The following is a 16,441-nucleotide window of genomic DNA, read 5'->3' on the forward strand; positions in this document are numbered from 1 at the left end:
CGGGAGTAACGTCAGCCGGGCCAGTCCGCACACCCCTCTGAAAGGGACAGCCCGATGCCGGTCCGGATCGAACGTCAGGGGTACGTCACCACCGTTGTCCTCTCCCGCCCCGAGGCCCGGAACGCGGTGGACGGGCCGACCGCCGCCGCGCTGGCCGCCGCCTTCCGGGAGTTCGAGGCGGACGAGTCGGCGCGGGTGGCGGTGCTGTGGGGAGAGGGCGGGACGTTCTGCGCGGGCGCGGATCTCAAGGCGATCGGCACCGAGCGGGGCAACCGGGTCGCGGAGGACGGCGACGGCCCGATGGGGCCGACCCGGCTGCGGCTGTCCAAGCCGGTGATCGCGGCGGTCGCCGGGCACGCGGTGGCGGGCGGTCTCGAACTGGCGCTCTGGTGCGATCTGCGGGTCGCCGAGGAGGACGCGGTGTTCGGGGTCTTCTGCCGCCGCTGGGGCGTCCCGCTCGTGGACGGCGGGACGGTGCGGCTGCCACGGCTGATCGGCACGGGCCGTGCGCTGGACATGATCCTCACCGGCCGTCCGGTCCCGGCCCGGGAGGCGTACGAGATGGGCCTCGCCAACCGCGTGGTGCCGACCGGTCGTGCCCGTCAGGAGGCGGAGGAGCTGGCGGCCACGATCGCCCGTTTCCCCCAGTCCTGTCTGCACGGCGACCGCGCGTCCGTCCTCGACCAGGAGGGCCTGGACGAGGAGACGGCCATACGGGTCGAACTCCGGTACGGCATGGGTGCGCTGGCAGAAAGCCTGGAGGGCGCCGCCCGCTTCGCGGCGGGGGCCGGGCGGCATGGATCGTTCACGGAGCTGTGACCGCGGGCCGGGCGAACGGAGGCGGTCGACCGGGCCGGCGCGTCGACCGCCCCGGTACGGGGACGGGCAGCGGGCGGCAGCCACCCGGCCCCATACGGGAACGGACCGGCAGGCAGCAGTTACCCAAGGACCGCTGCTCCTCGGCCCGGTGACGGACAGGCACGTTCATGCGGCAGGATGAACCGTTGCTCCGGGCGGCCCACAGCCGTCCGGGCGTGATCGTGCATCCCGTGATATTCGAGCAGGTGGCAAGGTGACGACTCCTCACATCCGGCCCTGGGGCCTTCTCTCCCGCGCGGGAGGTGACCGGTGAATCGCGCACTCACCCTCCACGACCTGATCATCGCCGGAATCGCCCTGGCCGCGGGCCTGGTGGCGGCCTTCCTCGTGCGCATGCTGATGCGCTGGCTGGGCAGGCACGCGAGCCGCACCAAGTGGAGCGGTGACGACATGATCGTGGACGCGTTGCGGACCGTGGTGCCGTGGACGGCGGTCGCCGGCGGTGCGGCGGCCGCGGCGACGGCCCTGCCGCTGACGAAGTCGGTCGGACACCACGTCAACCAGGTGCTGACCGTACTTCTCATCGCCGTCACCACGCTGGCGGCGGCCCGGGTGATCACCGGTCTGGTGCGAACGGTCACCCAGTCCCGCTCCGGGGTCGCCGGCTCCGCCACGATCTTCGTGAACATCACCCGGGTCGTGGTGCTGGCCATGGGCTTCCTCGTGACGCTGCAGACGCTGGGCATCTCCATCGCGCCGCTGCTCACCGCCCTGGGTGTGGGCGGCCTGGCCGTCGCGCTCGCCCTCCAGGACACCCTCGCGAACCTCTTCGCCGGCGTCCACATCCTCGCCTCGAAGACAGTCCAGCCCGGCGACTACATCCGGCTGAGCAGCGGCGAGGAGGGCTACGTCGAGGACATCAACTGGCGCCAGACGACAGTCCGCGCGCTCTCCAACAACTTGATCGTCATCCCCAACGGCCAGCTCGCCAAGACGAACATGACCAACTTCATGCGTCCCGAGCAGCAGTTGACCATCCTGGTCCAGGTCGGGGTCGCCTACGACAGCGACCTGGGGCATGTCGAGAAGGTCACCACCGAGGTCGTCGCCGAGGTGATGACGGAGATCACCGGCGCGGTCCCCGACCACGAACCGGCCGTCCGCTTCCACACGTTCGGCGACTCCCGGATCGGCTTCACGGTGATCCTGGGCGTCGGCGAGTTCAGCGACCAGTACCGCATCAAGCACGAGTTCATCAAGCGTCTGCACAAGCGCTACCGCGAGGAGGGCATCAGCATCCCGGCGCCCACGCGGACGGTGGCGATCCAGCAGGGCTCGGCACCCGTACCGCAGCCGCGGAGCCCCCAGGACGCGCTCGTCGAGCAGGGCGGAACCGCCCCCGCCCTGTTCGACTGACGGCTCAGGGCGTCGCCGACGCTTCGTGGTAGTGCCCGTCCGCCCGACTGTGCGGCGTGGCCAGGTACGGGGTCACCGGCGTGACCGTCCGGTGCGGGTGGCCGGGCATCCGCGGCGTCGTCGTGCCGTACAGCCACTCCCGCGGGAACCCGGACCGGTCCCGGCCGGAGACCTCCGAGGCGACGGCGACGCAGTCCGCCGTCGTCGCCGAGGAGCCCCGGTACCGCTCCAGGAAGGTGCGCGCGACGGCGGTGAAGACGGCGTCGAAGACGTCCCCGCCCACGACCTGCCGCAGTACGTCAGGCCGGCCGAGGCCGCCACTCTGGTCCGATTTATCATGATTCACTCACGTTCGGACCGCGGGGTGGTCGGGGCCGGCCGTCGTTCCGGTGGGCGGTCCACCTGCATGGCCACAAGATCGGACGCTTCGGTTGCATCTCAGGACGCACGGCGCGTCCCGCAGCGGATGCGGACCCCTGTCGAGCCTGGGTCGATCACGAGATATCTTGATGTCGAGCAATGTTGCAGACGTGGAGCGGAGCACCCGGTGACTGACTCGACCATCATTTATACGCACACTGACGAGGCCCCGGCCCTGGCGACGTATTCCTTCCTGCCGGTGGTCCAGGCGTACGCCTCGCAGGCGGGTGTCACTGTGGAGACCCGTGACATCTCGCTGGCCGGGCGCATCCTCGCGCTCTTCCCCGAGCACCTGACCGAGGACCAGCGGATCGGCGACCACCTCGCGGAGCTGGGTGAGCTGGCCAAGACCCCCGAGGCCAACATCATCAAGCTGCCGAACATCTCGGCGTCCGTCCCGCAGCTGAAGGCCGCCGTCGCCGAGCTTCAGGGCCAGGGCTACGCGCTGCCGGACTACCCGGACGAGCCGAAGACGGACGAGGAGCGGGAGATCCGCGCCCGTTACGACAAGGTCAAGGGCTCCGCCGTGAACCCGGTCCTGCGCGAGGGCAACTCCGACCGCCGCGCCCCCGCCTCGGTGAAGAACTACGCCAAGACCCACCCGCACCGCATGGGCGCCTGGACCTCCGAGTCCAAGACCAACGTGGCGACCATGGGCGTGGACGACTTCCGTTCCACCGAGAAGTCCGCCGTGATCTCCGAGGCCGGTTCGCTCCGTATCGAGCTGAAGGGCGACGACGGTTCCACCACCGTCCTGCGCGAGTCCGTACCGGTCCTTCAGGGCGAGGTCGTCGACGCCTCGGTCATGCGGGTCGCCGCGCTGCGCGAGTTCCTGACCGCCCAGATCGCCCGCGCCAAGGAAGAGGGCGTCCTCTTCTCCGTGCACCTGAAGGCGACGATGATGAAGGTCTCCGACCCGATCGTCTTCGGTCACGTGGTGCGCGCCTTCTTCCCGAAGACGTTCGCGAAGTACGGCGAGACGTTCGCCGCGGCCGGTCTGACCCCGAACGACGGTCTGGGTGGCATCTTCAAGGGCCTGGAGTCCCTGCCCGAGGGCGCCGAGATCAAGGCCTCCTTCGACGCCGAGCTGGCCGAGGGCCCGGCCCTGGCGATGGTCGACTCCGACAAGGGCATCACCAACCTGCACGTCCCCTCCGACGTCATCGTCGACGCCTCCATGCCGGCCATGATCCGCACCTCCGGCCACATGTGGGGCCCGGACGGCCAGGAGGCCGACACCCTCGCGGTCCTGCCGGACTCCAGCTACTCCGGCGTCTACCAGGCCGTGATCGACGACTGCCGCGCCAACGGCGCCTACAACCCGGCCACCATGGGCTCCGTCCCGAACGTCGGCCTGATGGCGCAGAAGGCCGAGGAGTACGGCAGCCACGACAAGACCTTCGAGATCCCGGTCACCGGCACGGTCCGCCTGGTCGACCAGGCCGGCAACGTCGTCCTGGAGCAGACGGTCTCCGCCGGCGACATCTTCCGCGCCTGCCAGACCAAGGACGCCCCGATCAAGGACTGGGTGAAGCTGGCCGTCACCCGCGCCCGCGCCACCGGCGACCCGGCGGTGTTCTGGCTGGACGAGACCCGCGCCCACGACGCCAACCTGATCGCCAAGGTCAACGAGTACCTGTCGGAGCACGACACCGAGGGCCTGGACATCCGCGTCCTGTCCCCCGTCGAGGCGACCAAGCTGTCCGTGGAGCGCATCCGCCGCGGCGAGAACACCATCTCGGTCACCGGCAACGTGCTGCGTGACTACCTGACGGACCTGTTCCCGATCCTGGAGCTGGGCACCAGCGCCAAGATGCTGTCGGTCGTCCCGCTGATGGCGGGCGGCGGCCTGTTCGAGACGGGCGCCGGCGGCTCCGCGCCGAAGCACGTCCAGCAGCTGGTGAAGGAGAACTACCTGCGCTGGGACTCGCTGGGCGAGTTCTTCGCGCTCGTACCCTCCTTCGAGCAGTACGCGAAGACCACCGGCAACCAGCGTGCCCAGGTCCTCGCCGACACCCTCGACCGCGCCACGGCGACCTTCCTCAACGAGGACAAGTCCCCGACCCGTCGCGTCGGCGGCATCGACAACCGCGGCAGCCACTTCTACCTGTCCCTGTACTGGGCGCAGGAGCTGGCCCGGCAGGCCGACGACGCCGAGCTGGCCAAGGCCTTCCAGCCGCTCGCCGAGTCGCTCGCCGCGAACGAGCAGACGATCGTCGACGAGCTGATCGCCGTCCAGGGCAAGCCGGCCGACATCGGCGGCTACTACCAGCCCGACCCGGCCAAGGCCGCCGCGGTCATGCGCCCGTCGGCGACCTGGAACCAGGCGCTGGCGTCGCTCGCGTAAGCAGCGCCTGCGGATCACCCGCATCCGTGTGACAGCCGCCCCGGCCGGATCCGATCCGGCCGGGGCGGTCGTGTATCTCCTGTCCCCGCTCTCCTGTCCCGCTCTCCTGTACCCGCGCTCAGTACTCGCCTTGGTCGGCGACGAACGGTTCCTACGAAGCCGCCCGCTCCCTGGGCGCCTCGGCGTCGGGATGGTCCAGACCCAGGTGGTCGCGCAGGGTCGTGCCCTCGTACTCGGTGCGGAACACGCCACGTTCCTGGAGCAGAGGGACCACGGTGTCGGCGAAGACGTCGAGGCCGCCCGGTGTGATGTGCGGAACGAGGATGAAGCCGTCGGAGGCGTCCGCCTGGACGAATGCGTCGATGGTCCTGGCGACTGTGGCCGGGGAGCCCACGAACGACTGGCGGTTGCCGGTCTCGATGACCAGATCCCGGATCGACCACTTGTTGGCCGCCGCCAGCTCCCGCCACTCACGGGCGGTGGCCAGCGGGTCGCGGTACATCCGCACCTGGGCGCGGCCCCGGGCGATGGTGTGCTCGCCGAGGTCCGGATCGATGTCGGGGAGCGGACCGTCGGGGTCGTACGCGGACAGGTCACGGTTCCAGACGAATTCCAGGTGCTTGATCGCGGTGGCGCCGCTGACCTGTTGGCGCCGCACCTCGCGGGCCAGCTCCTCCGCCTCCGCGTCCGTGTCGCCGAGGACGAAGGTCGCGGCCGGCAGGATCAGCAACTGGTCCGGGCGGCGGCCGTACTTGGCGAGGCGCGCCTTGACGTCCGTGTAGAACGCCTGGCCCTCCTTCAGGGTGGCGTACCGGCTGAAGATCGCGTCCGCGCCGGAGGCGGCGAACTCGCGTCCCTCCTCGGAGTCGCCCGCCTGGAAGATGACCGGGCGGCCCTGGGGACTGCGCGGGACGTTGAACCGGCCCTGGATGTCGAAGTGCTTGCCCCGGTGGACGAAGGCACCTGCCTTCGCGTCCCGCAGGAAGGTGCCGGTGGCCGGGTCGGCGACGATCTCGTCCCCCTGCCAGGAGTCGAACAGCTCGTTCGCCGTGGCCAGGAACTCCTTGGCCCGCGAGTAGCGCTCCTCCTGCGGCAGGAAGCCGCCGCGCCGGAAGTTCTCCCCGGTGAAGGCGTCCCAGGAGGTGACGACGTTCCAGGCGGAACGGCCGCCGGAGAGGTGGTCGAGGCTGGCGAACTGGCGGGCCACCTCGTAGGGCTCGTTGAAGGTGGAGTTGATGGTGCCGGTCAGGCCGAGGCGGTCGGTGACGGCGGCGAGCGCGGCGAGGATGGTGAAGGTGTCCGGGCGTCCGACGACGTCCAGGTCGTAGATCTGCCCGCCCTGTTCGCGCAGGCGCAGGCCCTCGGCGAGGAACAGGAAGTCGAACTTGGCGCGTTCGGCGGTCCGCGCGAAGTGCGCGAACGAGCTGAACTCGATGTGGCTGCCGGCCTTCGGGTCGCTCCACACGGTGGTGTTGTTGACGCCGGGGAAGTGGGCCGCGAGATGGATCTGCTTGAGCGGCTTGCTCATGGTCGGGGTCCTTCCGGCTCAGGCGACGGGAGTGGCGGCGTAGCGGTTGGCGGGGCGGGTCAGTCCCAGCAGCCCGCGCAGGGTGTCGGCCTCGTACGCGGTGCGGAACGCGCCGCGGCGCTGGAGTTCGGGGACCAGGCCGCGGGTGATCCGCGGCAGGTCGTGGGCGGCGACGGCGGGGCGCAGCCGGAAGCCGGTCAGCCCTGCCGACGCCAACTCCTGGAGCAGGTCGGCGAGTTGGGTGGGCGTGCCGGTGAAGATCCTGGCGTCGCTGGTGTACGGGGACCCGGCGAGGGCGTCGAGGCGCTCGCGGCGGGCGGCGGCCTCGGCGGGGTCGTCGTCGAGGAAGACCACCAGGTCGCCGAAGAGGTGCAGCGGCTCCTCCGCGCGGCCCGCGGCGGCCTGTTCGGTGCGAATCTCGTCGACGATCGCGCGGGCCTCGTCGCTGTCGTGCGGGGTGACGTATCCGACGTCGGTGGAGCGGGCCACGAGCCGGAACGGCACCGTCTGGTGGGCGAGAGCGGTCACGAGGGGCTGCCCCTGGGGCGGGCGCGGCGTGATGGAGGGGCCCTTGACACTGAAGTGCCTGCCCTCGAAGTCGATGTAGTGCAGCTTGTCCCGGTCGATGAAGCGGCCGGTGGCCACGTCCCGGATCTCCGCGTCGTCCTCCCAACTGTCCCAGAGTCGGCGCACCACCTCGATGTGGTCGGCGGCCTCGTCGAAGAGGTCGGTCACCAGGTCCTGTGCGGTGGGGCTGTCATAGGCATCGATACGGGGGATCGTCCGGCGGCCGAAGTGCGCGGCCTCGTGCGGGCGCGCGGTGATCTGTACGCGCAGGCCCGCCCGGCCGGCGCTCACGTAGTCGAGGGTGGCGATCGCCTTGGAGATGTGGAACGGCTCCGTGTGGGTGGCGACCACGGTCGGCACGAGGCCTATGTTCCGTGTCAGCGGGGCGATGCGTGAGGCGATGAGGACGGCGTCGAGGCGTCCGCGGACCTGGTCGGTGCGCTCGTCCGGGTCGAGGAGGTGCGCGGACTGCGGGCCGAGGCCGTCCTCGAAGGTCACGAAGTCGATCAGACCGCGCTCGGCCTCGGCGACCAGGTCGGCCCAGTATCCGGCGGTGAAAAGGTCCCGGGGGCGGGCCGACGGCTCGCGCCAGGAGGCCGGGTGCCAACCGGTGCCGTCCAGGGCGACGGCAAGGTGCAGAAGAGAAGGGGAAGTTGAGGACACGAGTGGGGTGCCTTCCTGGATGTCCGTACGAGGTCGCCGGCCCTCACGCGCACGGGGGCACGGCGGCGGGGCAACAGGTCAGGGACGACAGGTCACGGGCGACAGAGCGCGCCGGCCACACGCAGCAGATCGATGTGGGGCCTGGAGTGGAGGCGGACGGCGTGGAGTACACGGGTCACGTCCGTCACCTCCGTCCTTCGGGCTCGGCGCGCCGCGCCGCACACATCTCGTCGTGAGTCATAACGCCGTGGCCGCGCCGTCTGTTCCTGGCGTGGCGGATCCGGAGGATCTGATCGAGGGCTCCGTCACCGCGGACGACGGTCTCGCATGCCACGGTGGCGGAGTCCTTTCGACGTGCGGTCGATGGTGGTGGGGCGGTGATCAGGAGTTGTCGAGCGGCAGGCCGGGCGGGTTGACCTCGGACTTGGCGAGGGCCTCGTTGGAGAGGTTCCAGGCGGCCAGCCACTTGGCGTACTGCCCGTTCTCGATCAGGTGGTTGATGGCGTCGGCGACCGGCTTGGCGATGCCGCTGTCCTTCTTGGTGGTCGCCGCGATCAGGCCCTGGAGTGTGGCGCCGGCGCCGGAGAACGTGCCCGCGCTGCGCGTCGGGTTGGGCGACGTGGCGGTCTGCGTGATGTGGTAGGCGACACCGGGGTTGGCGGCGAAGTACGCGTCGATCTTCCCGCCGGTCAGCGCCAGGTAGGTGCTGTTCTTGCTGGCGAAGTGCTTGACGGTGAGCTGCTTGCCCTCCTTCTTCAGCTTCGCCTGCCACTCCAGAAGGATCTTCTCCTGGTTGGTGCCGTTGTCGACCGCGACGGTCCTGCCGGCGAGGTTCTCGTAGTCGCCGTCGAAGTTCCAGGTGCTCTTCTTCAGCACCTCGAAGCCGACGTTGTCCTTGCGGTAGGAGGCGAAGTCGTACTTCTTCTTGCGCTCCTCTGTGTCGGTGATGTTGGAGAAGGCGATGTCGACCTTGCTGCTGTCGATGCCGACGAACATGTTCTCCCAGGTGAAGTTCTTGACCTCCGGCTTCAGACCGAGGACCGCCGCGACCAGGCGGCCGAAGTCGGGTTCGGCGCCCGTGAGGGTCTTCTGGTCGGATCCGACGAACGCCAGCGGCGGGAAGCCGTCGGGCAGGGCGCCGACGGCGATCGTCAGCTTGCCGCTCTTGCGGACGGAGTCGGGCAGTTCGGCGCTGATCGACTTCACCTCGGAGACCTTCAGCTCGGTCTCCTTGGCGGCTCCGTTGGACAGTCGGCCCACCGTCACCGTGCCCGCGGCGTCGGTCGTGGTGGCAGCGTCGCTCTCGCCCCCGCAGGCGGCGAGCCCGGTGGCGAGGGTGGCGACGGCGGTCGCCGCGGTGATGCCGCGAATCAGGCTGCGTCGAGAGAACTGGGTAGGCATGGCTGTCCTTGTCACTGAGTGAGGCGGTGAAGGTGGGTGAGGGTGGGTGACGGTGGCACGTAGGGGGTGGCAGTTCGGGGTGTGGTGCTTCGGGGTGAGGTGCTTCGGGGTGTGGTGCGGACCGGTACGCCCGGTCAGAGCACCTTGCTGAGGAAGTCGCGGGTCCGTTCGTGCCGCGGGTGGTCCAGCACCTGGGCGGGCGGGCCCTGTTCGACGATCTTTCCGCCGTCGATGAAGACGATCCGGTCGGCGACCTCGCGGGCGAAGCCGATCTCGTGGGTGACGATGACGAGGGTGGTGCCGCTGGTCGCCAGGTCCTTGATGACGGCCAGGACCTCGCCGACGAGTTCGGGGTCGAGCGCCGATGTCGGCTCGTCGAACAGGATGATCCCCGGGCGCAGGGCCAGGGCGCGGGCGATGGCCACGCGCTGCTGCTGACCGCCGGACAGCTGCCGCGGGTAGGCGCCGGTCCTGTCGCCGAGGCCGACGCGGGTGAGCAGTTCGCGCGCCAGCTCCTGGGCCTCGGGCTTGGTCAGCTTCCCGGTGGCCACGGGTGCCGCGGCGACGTTGTCGAGGATGGTCAGGTGCGGGAAGAGATTGAAGTTCTGGAAGACGAAGCCGATCCGGCTGCGCTGCGCCAGGATGGCCCGCTCGCTGAGCTCCTTCAGTCTCTCGCCGTGCCGTCGTACGCCGATCAGCTCGCCGCCCAGGCTGACATAGCCGACCTCGGGCTTCTCCAGGTGGTTGATCACCCGCAGCAGCGTCGACTTGCCGGAGCCGGACGGGCCGATGACGACCGTGACCTCGCCGGGCCGCACGGTCAGGTCGATGCCGTCGAGGACGCGGTGGGCGCCGTACCACTTGTGCACGTCGTGCACTTCGAGAGCGGCGGGAGTCGTCTCGGGGGTCTGGACGGTGGTCATACGGCGGCCTCCCTGCGCAGCCGGGCCCGCAGCTCGGCGAGGCCGGTCCGCGCCTTCTGCAGGGGGGTCGGCGGCAGGGTGCGCGTGGCGCCCCGGGCGAAGTACCGCTCGACGTAGAACTGGACGACGGACACGGCGCTGGTGAGGATCAGGTACCAGACGGTGGCGACCAGCAGCAGCGGAACGATGTCGCCGGGGTAGGTGCTGCCCATCGTCTGCACCGAGCCGAACAGGTCGAGCAGCGACACGTAGAACACCAGGGACGTGCCCTTGATGAGGCCGATCAGCTGGTTGACGTAGTTCGGGGTGATGGACCTCAGGGCCTGCGGGAAGACGATCCGGGTGAACTGGTAGCCCTTCGGCAGGCCGAGCGCGGCCGCCGCCTCGTGCTGGCCCTGGTCGACGGAGAGGACGCCCCCGCGGACCACCTCGGCGGCGTAGGCCGCCTCGTTGAGACTGAGACCGACGACGGCGACGGCCATGTCGGTGGCGAGCTTGGACTCGTCAAAGGTGAAGAAGGCGGGTCCGAAGGGGACGCCGAGGCTGAGTGTCTTGTAGAGGGCGCTGAAGTTGTAGAGGAAGATCAGGACGACGATCAGCGGTATGGAGCGGAACAGCCAGATGTACACCCAGCTGGCCGCTCGCAGTACCGGGTTGCCGGAGAGCCTGCCGAGCGCGAGCAGGATGCCGCCGAGGAGTCCCAGGACCGCGCTGAGCGCGGCCACCTCCAGGGTGATGACGAGACCGTCGAGGATGGCGGGACGGAGGAACCAGTAGCGGAAGCGGTCCCACTGGTAGAAGGGGTTGGTGGTCAGACCGTGGATGATCTGGGCGACGAAGACCAGGACGACCACGGTGACGATCCAGCGGCCGGGTCGGCGCAGCGGCAGAACCCGCTGGGCCGTGAGCGGCCGCTCATTGTCGGACTCAGGGTCAGATGTTCGGGCCTTGCGTTCGCTTGAGGGGGCGTCTGCGATCTTCACTGCGGCGTCGAGGGACACGGCGGCCCCCGGGGGTTCACTCATGGCGGGCTCCAGCGGAGTCGGACACCCCGGGGCCGCGGCGGCTGTGAGCGGCTACGACGGGCCGGCAGGGCGGGGACCGCTCTGCGGGACGAGGGAGCTCACGGGAACGCACGGGACCGGGGGCTGGGCGGACAACGACACGCCGTTCGGGCGGTGTTCGTCGGGATGCGGAGGCTGCGGGGAGTCGTCAGCCCCGACAGCGGGCACAGCCCGGTGCGGTACACAGTGCGCTGTTGACGCGGAGCAGATCGACGGCACGGTTGGCGACGAGCAGCTGCACGTACGGCTGTACGCAGCCTTCCGGGCGGCCTGCGGCCGTCCTGGGAGCTGCGTACATGTCCGTCACCTATCGCTGGTCCTGGCCCATGGGCCTCGCGCTTACCGAAACGTCGTCCGGTCCGGTCGTCACCTGGGGCACCCCACCGCGATGCGAGGGTTGCCGGTCAGCAAGCCAGGGCTTGTCGCTGACACTCATGACCGTTCTGGGCCGTAAGTAAGACAGGCCCGGGAAGTCATGTCAATGTGCGTCCATCAGGTGATACGTGCCGCCGGCGGACGCGTGCCCGTCAACTGGGCTGGGTCGCGGTCCGGTTGGGAATGTGCGCGGCCCAGTCCAGGATCTGGACGGCCGCGCCCGCGGCTTCGAGCCCGCGACAGTTGGCGTGGTGACGGCGCGCGATGCCGTCGAGGTCGAGGTGCGCGCCGAAGGCGGGATGGGCGGCCAGCCGGCGGGCGTACGCCCACAGGTGCGGGTGGTCGGCGAGGCGGTGCACCGCGGCGGCGTCCAGGTGCCAGCGGTGCACGGTGTCGAGTTGCACCAGACTGACCCACAACTCCACGTCGGCGACCGTGAGTCGGTCGCCCAGCAGATACTCCTGGCGGGCGAGCCGGCCCTCCAGCGACCGCAGGGTGGTCAGCAGCGAGGTGAGCGCGACGTCGCGCTCCTCGGCGTCGGCGTCGGCTCGTCCGGCGCGCTGGGCGGCCGCGTCGATGCCTTGCTCGCACAGCCGCTGGACGCCCTCGATCTCCGCTTCGGCCCCCTGCGGGTACAGCGCGGGCCGGCCCGTGCCGAAGTGCCGGGCCAGGTCGCGCACGATGTCCGGGGCGTGCGTGCTCACGATCCGGCCCGACCAGTCGTCGCTGAGCACCGGCGCCACGGCGGCTCCGGCATAGCGGTGGGCACTCGCCTCGTACAGCGGGCGCAGCGCGGAGTGCTCGCCGCCGGGTCCGTCGGGCACCGCGGGCAGCGGCGTCACCGGGCAGACGTCTTCGAGGCCGAGCAGGCTGTGCGCGATGGCTATCCGCAGACAGCTCGGACAGGACAGGGACAGATGGAGGCGGTAACGGCGCGGTACGGCGTAGTGGCCGCTGCGCGCGTCGCAGCCGATCCTGCCCCGGAAGGCCGGGACGGGCTGCGCGGACGGCAGTGCGGTCAGGGCATGGGCGGACATGTCTCTCCCCGGGTTCTGGTACGCGAAGGTGCGGAGGGTGGCGGCCCACGGGCAGGCGGCGCGCCCCGGCCCGGACGACGGGGGACGGGAACGTGGGGCGGGCCCGGCTCCGCCGGTTCAGCGCAGCGGCCGGGCGGCGCTGCAGACACGCAGCAGATCGATGTGACGGCGGGAGGTCAGAAGGAGGGACTGCCGGCGTGTGCGGTTCACACGGCCGATGACCGGCTCCAGGCGCCCCATGCTTCCCTACCTGTTCACTAGGAAATCCCAAGTGGAGTGTCGATCCGCCTTCGGCCTTCGTCAAGAGGGCGGTCCGGAATATGAGAGCGCTGCGTCCGAGAGGTGAGATCGGAAGCGGTTCACCTCGTACATCTGCTGCAGCCGTCATCCAAATCTGGACGGCCAGTAGACTGGGGAACCATGGCCGACTCCCCCGCCCCCGCCGATCAGCCCGGACCCGACCGGACGGACGAGGACGGGCTGCTGCCGGCCGAACTGCGCGCCTGGATGCGGCTGCTGGCCGCCGCCGGGGCGATCGAGCAGCAACTGCGTTCGCAGGTCAAGGACGCACTCGGGGTCTCACACGACGAGTTCCTGGTGCTGTGCCTGCTGGCCGAGCAGCCCGGCGCGGCCCTGCGCATGACGCGGATCGCCGAGTTGCTGGGCCGCCCCAAGACCCGCCTCACCTACCAGATCGCCTGTCTGCAGCACGCCGACCTGATCACCCGGCGCTCGGTGTGCGGTGACAAGCGCGGCATCGAGGTCGCCCTCACCGACAAGGGACGCCGGCTGCTGCGCGAGGTGTCGCCCGCCTTGGCGCGGACCGTCACCGAGGCCGTCATCGACATGGTCGACCACCAGCAGTGCGAGACGCTGCGCGGGCTGCTGCCGGAAATGGCGGAAACCCTGGAGCCCGACACCGGCGTGTAGGCGTGTCCCCCGGGTCCTCTCGGCGGCGTACGACGGACTCGACGCGAACGCAGTCCGTGACGGACCGCTGGTGCGCGGTGACCTTTTGTGGTTACCTGAGCCACATGACCGTGCTCGTGACCCGTCGCCACGTCGACTACGTGCGTGTCACCACCACGGGTTGTCCCGCCGCGAGCTGACGCTCCGCTCCGGCGTCCTATCACCCCGCTCCCCCTCACGGCACACCGTCCCGCGCTCCCGCCCGGACCCGGTTCAGCCGCGGGGTGACGGCGCGCCCGCCTTCCCGCATTCCGGTCCGCCCGCCTTCCCCCATTCCGGTCCGTCCGCCGTGCCCGCACTCCGCGGGTCGCGCGCACCGCCGTTCCGCCGCATGTCTCAGCACTCCGTACGAGGGAGCACCATGAGCCAGCCCATCGACTCCGTCACCGCAGGTCACACCCCCGAAGAGGGCTCCGCGGGTCCCGACACCCCCGCCTGGTCGTTCGAGACCAAGCAGATCCACGCCGGTGCCGCACCGGACCCGACGACCGGGGCACGGGCGGTGCCGATCTACCAGACCACGTCCTTCGTCTTCCGGGACACCCAGCACGCCGCCGACCTGTTCTCCCTCGCGGAACCCGGCAACATCTACACCCGTATCCACAACCCCACGCAGGACGTCTTCGAGCAGCGGATCGCCGCGCTGGAGGGCGGGGTCGCGGCCGTGGCGCTGTCCTCCGGGCAGGCCGCGGAGACGCTGGCGATCCTCACCCTGGCGAGCTCCGGCGATCACATCGTCTCCAGCACGTCGCTGTACGGCGGCACGTACAACCTCTTCCGGCACACCCTGCCCAAGCTGGGCATCGAGGTGTCCTTCGTCGACGACCCGGACGACTTCGACGCCTGGCGGGCGGCGATCCGGCCGAACACCAAGGCGCTGTTCGCGGAGACGCTGGGCAATCCGCGCGGCAACGTGCTCGACGTACGGGCGGTCGCGGACGTCGCCCACGAGGCGGGCGTCCCGCTGATCGTGGACAACACGGTCCCGACTCCCTATCTGCTGCGGCCGATCGAGCACGGCGCCGACATCGTCGTCCACTCGGCGACCAAGTTCCTGGGCGGGCACGGCACCACCATCGCGGGTGTCGTCGTGGACGGCGGCACCTTCGACTTCGGCGCGTACGCCGACCGTTTCCCCGACTTCACCGAGCCCGACCCGAGCTACCACGGTCTGCGGTACTGGCCGGCCCTCGGTCCGGGCGCGTTCGCGATCAAGCTGCGGGTGCAGTTGCTGCGTGACCTCGGCCCGGCTCTCTCGCCGCACTCCGCGTTCCTGCTGCTGCAGGGCGTGGAGACGCTCAGCCTGCGCATCGAACGGCACTCGTCGAACGCCCTGGCCCTCGCCGAGTGGCTGGAGCAGCGCGACGAGGTCGCCGCTGTCCACTATCCGGGACTCGGGTCCAGCGGGTGGTACGAGGCAGGGCGGAAGTACCTGCCGCGGGGTGCGGGGGCCGTGGTGTCCTTCGAGTTGCGCGACGGCGTCGAGGCGGGCAAGCGGTTCGTGGACGCGGTCGAGTTGTTCAGCCACCTCGCCAACATCGGTGACGTCCGCAGCCTGATCATCCACCCGGCGTCCACCACCCACAGCCAGCTGGACGAGGAGCAGCTGGCGGCCACGGGCACCTCGCCCGGTCTGGTGCGCCTGTCGGTCGGCATCGAGAACCTCGCGGACCTCAAGGCCGACCTGGAGGCCGGTTTCCGCGCGGCCAAGGGCGCGTCCTGAGCGCCGTACCCGCCCCTGAGGTCCCCCTCCCGCCGGCCACCGGTGCCTGGCAGGAGGGGGACCCGCCCGGGCGCCGTCAGTGGTACGCGCTGGAGAAGCCGCTGCCGTTGGAGGCGGGCGGCGAACTGCCCGGCGTACGGCTGGCGTTCGAGACGTGGGGGCAGCTCGCACCGGACCGCTCCAATGCCGTACTGGTACTGCACGCGCTGACGGGCGACAGCCATGTGACCGGCCCCGCCGGCCCCGGCCACCCGGCTCCGGGCTGGTGGGCGGGGTTGGTGGGCCCGGGCCTGGCACTGGACACGGAGCGGTGGTTCGTCGTGGCCCCCAACGTGCTGGGCGGCTGCCAGGGCAGCACCGGCCCGGCCTCGTATCGCCCCGACGGCCGGCGCTGGGGCGGAGCCTTTCCGTTCCTGACGCAGCGTGACCAGGTGGCAGCCGAGCAGGAGTTGACCGACAGCCTGGGCATCGACCACTGGGCGCTGGTCGTCGGCGGCTCGATGGGCGGGATGCGGGCGCTGGAGTGGGCGGTGACGTATCCGGACCGCACGGAGGCGCTGCTGCTCCTGGCCACCACGGCGGCGGCCACCGCCGAGCAGATCGCCTGGGCGAACGTCCAGCTGCACGCCATCCGCAGCGATCCGCACTGGCACGGCGGCGACTACCACGACACCGGCCGCGGCCCGCACGCCGGACTGGGCCTGGCCCGCCGCCTGGCCCATGTCACGTACCGCAGCGAGCCCGAACTCCAGCTCCGCTTCGGCCGCACACCCCAGGGCGCGGAGGACCCCTGGAACGGTGGCCGCTATCAGGTGGAGTCCTATCTCGACCACCAGGCGACCAAGCTGGTACGCCGCTTCGACGCGGGCAGTTACGTCGTGCTGGCCGAGGCCATGAACGCGCACGACCTCGGCCGGGACCGAGGCGGCACCCGGGGCGCCCTGGGCCGGGTGACGGCCCGCACACTGGTCGCCGGCGTCGACTCCGACCGCCTCTACCCGCCGGCCCAGCAGGCCGAACTGGCCGCCCTGATCCCCGGCGCCGACCGGCTACGGGTGGTCGAGTCGCCGTACGGACACGACGGGTTCCTCATTGAGACGGACCAAATCGCAGACCTCGTAGGGGAATTGACCGAATGAGGGGTGACCCTTGAGGCCATACCCCGCCGCGTCTGACAGCCGTCGGCGGC

Annotated in this window: 14 protein-coding genes and 1 riboswitch; of the genes, 6 read left to right on the forward strand and 8 right to left on the reverse strand. The window is 70.5% G+C overall.

What is annotated here, in order from left to right; translation table 11 throughout:
* Nucleotides 1–54: 54 nt before the first annotated feature.
* Both Q2K21_RS20265 and Q2K21_RS20270 read left to right on the forward strand, forming a co-directional pair.
* Nucleotides 55–819 carry a crotonase/enoyl-CoA hydratase family protein gene (locus Q2K21_RS20265; RefSeq protein ID WP_310772894.1) on the forward strand — a complete coding sequence of 255 codons (765 nt, stop codon included), beginning with the start codon at nucleotides 55–57 and terminating at the stop codon, nucleotides 817–819.
* Between the two features lie 309 nt (nucleotides 820–1,128).
* On the forward strand, nucleotides 1,129–2,235 hold the full coding sequence (locus Q2K21_RS20270; protein ID WP_310772896.1) for a mechanosensitive ion channel family protein: 1,107 nt from the start codon (nucleotides 1,129–1,131) through the stop codon (nucleotides 2,233–2,235).
* Between the two features lie 4 nt (nucleotides 2,236–2,239).
* On the opposite strand, the gene Q2K21_RS20275 is transcribed toward Q2K21_RS20270, so the two are convergent.
* Entirely contained in the window at nucleotides 2,240–2,518 is a 279-nt protein-coding gene (locus Q2K21_RS20275) for a hypothetical protein (RefSeq protein ID WP_386275803.1), read from the reverse strand.
* 264 nt (nucleotides 2,519–2,782) lie between these two features.
* Between Q2K21_RS20275 and Q2K21_RS20280 the strand changes: the two genes are divergently transcribed.
* Nucleotides 2,783–5,002, forward strand: a complete 2,220-nt coding sequence (locus Q2K21_RS20280; protein WP_310772898.1) for an NADP-dependent isocitrate dehydrogenase — start codon at nucleotides 2,783–2,785, stop codon at nucleotides 5,000–5,002.
* 151 nt (nucleotides 5,003–5,153) lie between these two features.
* Here Q2K21_RS20280 and Q2K21_RS20285 read toward each other — a convergent pair whose 3' ends face one another.
* The 7 genes from Q2K21_RS20285 to Q2K21_RS20310 form a co-directional block, all read right to left on the reverse strand.
* The gene (locus Q2K21_RS20285) at nucleotides 5,154–6,530 is read right to left on the reverse strand and encodes an NtaA/DmoA family FMN-dependent monooxygenase (protein ID WP_310772900.1); all 1,377 of its coding nucleotides are present in this window, start codon (nucleotides 6,528–6,530) and stop codon (nucleotides 5,154–5,156) included.
* A gap of 18 nt (nucleotides 6,531–6,548) precedes the next feature.
* The gene (locus tag Q2K21_RS20290) at nucleotides 6,549–7,760 is read right to left on the reverse strand and encodes an LLM class flavin-dependent oxidoreductase (protein WP_310772902.1); all 1,212 of its coding nucleotides are present in this window, start codon (nucleotides 7,758–7,760) and stop codon (nucleotides 6,549–6,551) included.
* A gap of 92 nt (nucleotides 7,761–7,852) precedes the next feature.
* Nucleotides 7,853–7,984, reverse strand: a complete 132-nt coding sequence (locus tag Q2K21_RS35830) for a putative leader peptide (protein ID WP_386275806.1) — start codon at nucleotides 7,982–7,984, stop codon at nucleotides 7,853–7,855.
* A gap of 157 nt (nucleotides 7,985–8,141) precedes the next feature.
* The gene (locus Q2K21_RS20295) at nucleotides 8,142–9,161 is read right to left on the reverse strand and encodes an ABC transporter substrate-binding protein (RefSeq protein ID WP_310772904.1); all 1,020 of its coding nucleotides are present in this window, start codon (nucleotides 9,159–9,161) and stop codon (nucleotides 8,142–8,144) included.
* Nucleotides 9,162–9,295: 134 nt separating this feature from the next.
* Complete coding sequence (locus Q2K21_RS20300) at nucleotides 9,296–10,084, reverse strand: amino acid ABC transporter ATP-binding protein (RefSeq protein ID WP_310772906.1); 789 nt, start codon at nucleotides 10,082–10,084, stop codon at nucleotides 9,296–9,298.
* Nucleotides 10,081–11,109 carry an amino acid ABC transporter permease gene (locus tag Q2K21_RS20305; protein WP_310772908.1) on the reverse strand — a complete coding sequence of 343 codons (1,029 nt, stop codon included), beginning with the start codon at nucleotides 11,107–11,109 and terminating at the stop codon, nucleotides 10,081–10,083. The genes Q2K21_RS20300 and Q2K21_RS20305 overlap by 4 nt, the downstream gene beginning before the upstream one ends.
* A gap of 369 nt (nucleotides 11,110–11,478) precedes the next feature.
* A riboswitch (SAM riboswitch) is annotated at nucleotides 11,479–11,588 on the reverse strand.
* Between the two features lie 87 nt (nucleotides 11,589–11,675).
* On the reverse strand, nucleotides 11,676–12,560 hold the full coding sequence (locus Q2K21_RS20310) for a glutathione S-transferase C-terminal domain-containing protein (protein ID WP_310772910.1): 885 nt from the start codon (nucleotides 12,558–12,560) through the stop codon (nucleotides 11,676–11,678).
* Nucleotides 12,561–12,980: 420 nt separating this feature from the next.
* On the opposite strand from Q2K21_RS20310, the gene Q2K21_RS20315 reads away from it, so the two are divergent.
* From Q2K21_RS20315 to metX, 3 genes are all read left to right on the forward strand, one after another.
* Nucleotides 12,981–13,490 (forward strand): MarR family winged helix-turn-helix transcriptional regulator, encoded by a 510-nt coding sequence (locus Q2K21_RS20315; protein WP_310772912.1) that lies wholly within the window; start codon nucleotides 12,981–12,983, stop codon nucleotides 13,488–13,490.
* A gap of 400 nt (nucleotides 13,491–13,890) precedes the next feature.
* The gene (locus Q2K21_RS20320) at nucleotides 13,891–15,252 is read left to right on the forward strand and encodes a bifunctional o-acetylhomoserine/o-acetylserine sulfhydrylase (protein ID WP_310772914.1); all 1,362 of its coding nucleotides are present in this window, start codon (nucleotides 13,891–13,893) and stop codon (nucleotides 15,250–15,252) included.
* Nucleotides 15,249–16,391, forward strand: coding sequence for a homoserine O-acetyltransferase MetX (gene metX, locus Q2K21_RS20325; RefSeq protein WP_310781134.1), 1,143 nt, complete (start codon nucleotides 15,249–15,251; stop codon nucleotides 16,389–16,391). The genes Q2K21_RS20320 and metX overlap by 4 nt, the downstream gene beginning before the upstream one ends.
* Nucleotides 16,392–16,441 lie beyond the last annotated feature (50 nt).

It is taken from the genome of Streptomyces sp. CGMCC 4.7035, from assembly GCF_031583065.1.
Taxonomy (GTDB): domain Bacteria; phylum Actinomycetota; class Actinomycetes; order Streptomycetales; family Streptomycetaceae; genus Streptomyces; species Streptomyces yaanensis.

Bases quoted from the DNA above. Each gene is read 5' to 3' on its own strand.
- Q2K21_RS20295 (WP_310772904.1), bottom strand. From the start codon at position 9,161: ATGCCTACCCAGTTCTCTCGACGCAGCCTGATTCGCGGCATCACCGCG.
- Q2K21_RS20305 (WP_310772908.1), bottom strand. From the start codon at position 11,109: ATGAGTGAACCCCCGGGGGCCGCCGTGTCCCTCGACGCCGCAGTGAAG.
- Q2K21_RS20300 (WP_310772906.1), bottom strand. From the start codon at position 10,084: ATGACCACCGTCCAGACCCCCGAGACGACTCCCGCCGCTCTCGAAGTG.
- Q2K21_RS20285 (WP_310772900.1), bottom strand. From the start codon at position 6,530: ATGAGCAAGCCGCTCAAGCAGATCCATCTCGCGGCCCACTTCCCCGGC.
- Q2K21_RS20315 (WP_310772912.1), top strand. From the start codon at position 12,981: ATGGCCGACTCCCCCGCCCCCGCCGATCAGCCCGGACCCGACCGGACG.
- Q2K21_RS20265 (WP_310772894.1), top strand. From the start codon at position 55: ATGCCGGTCCGGATCGAACGTCAGGGGTACGTCACCACCGTTGTCCTC.
- Q2K21_RS20310 (WP_310772910.1), bottom strand. From the start codon at position 12,560: ATGTCCGCCCATGCCCTGACCGCACTGCCGTCCGCGCAGCCCGTCCCG.
- Q2K21_RS20320 (WP_310772914.1), top strand. From the start codon at position 13,891: ATGAGCCAGCCCATCGACTCCGTCACCGCAGGTCACACCCCCGAAGAG.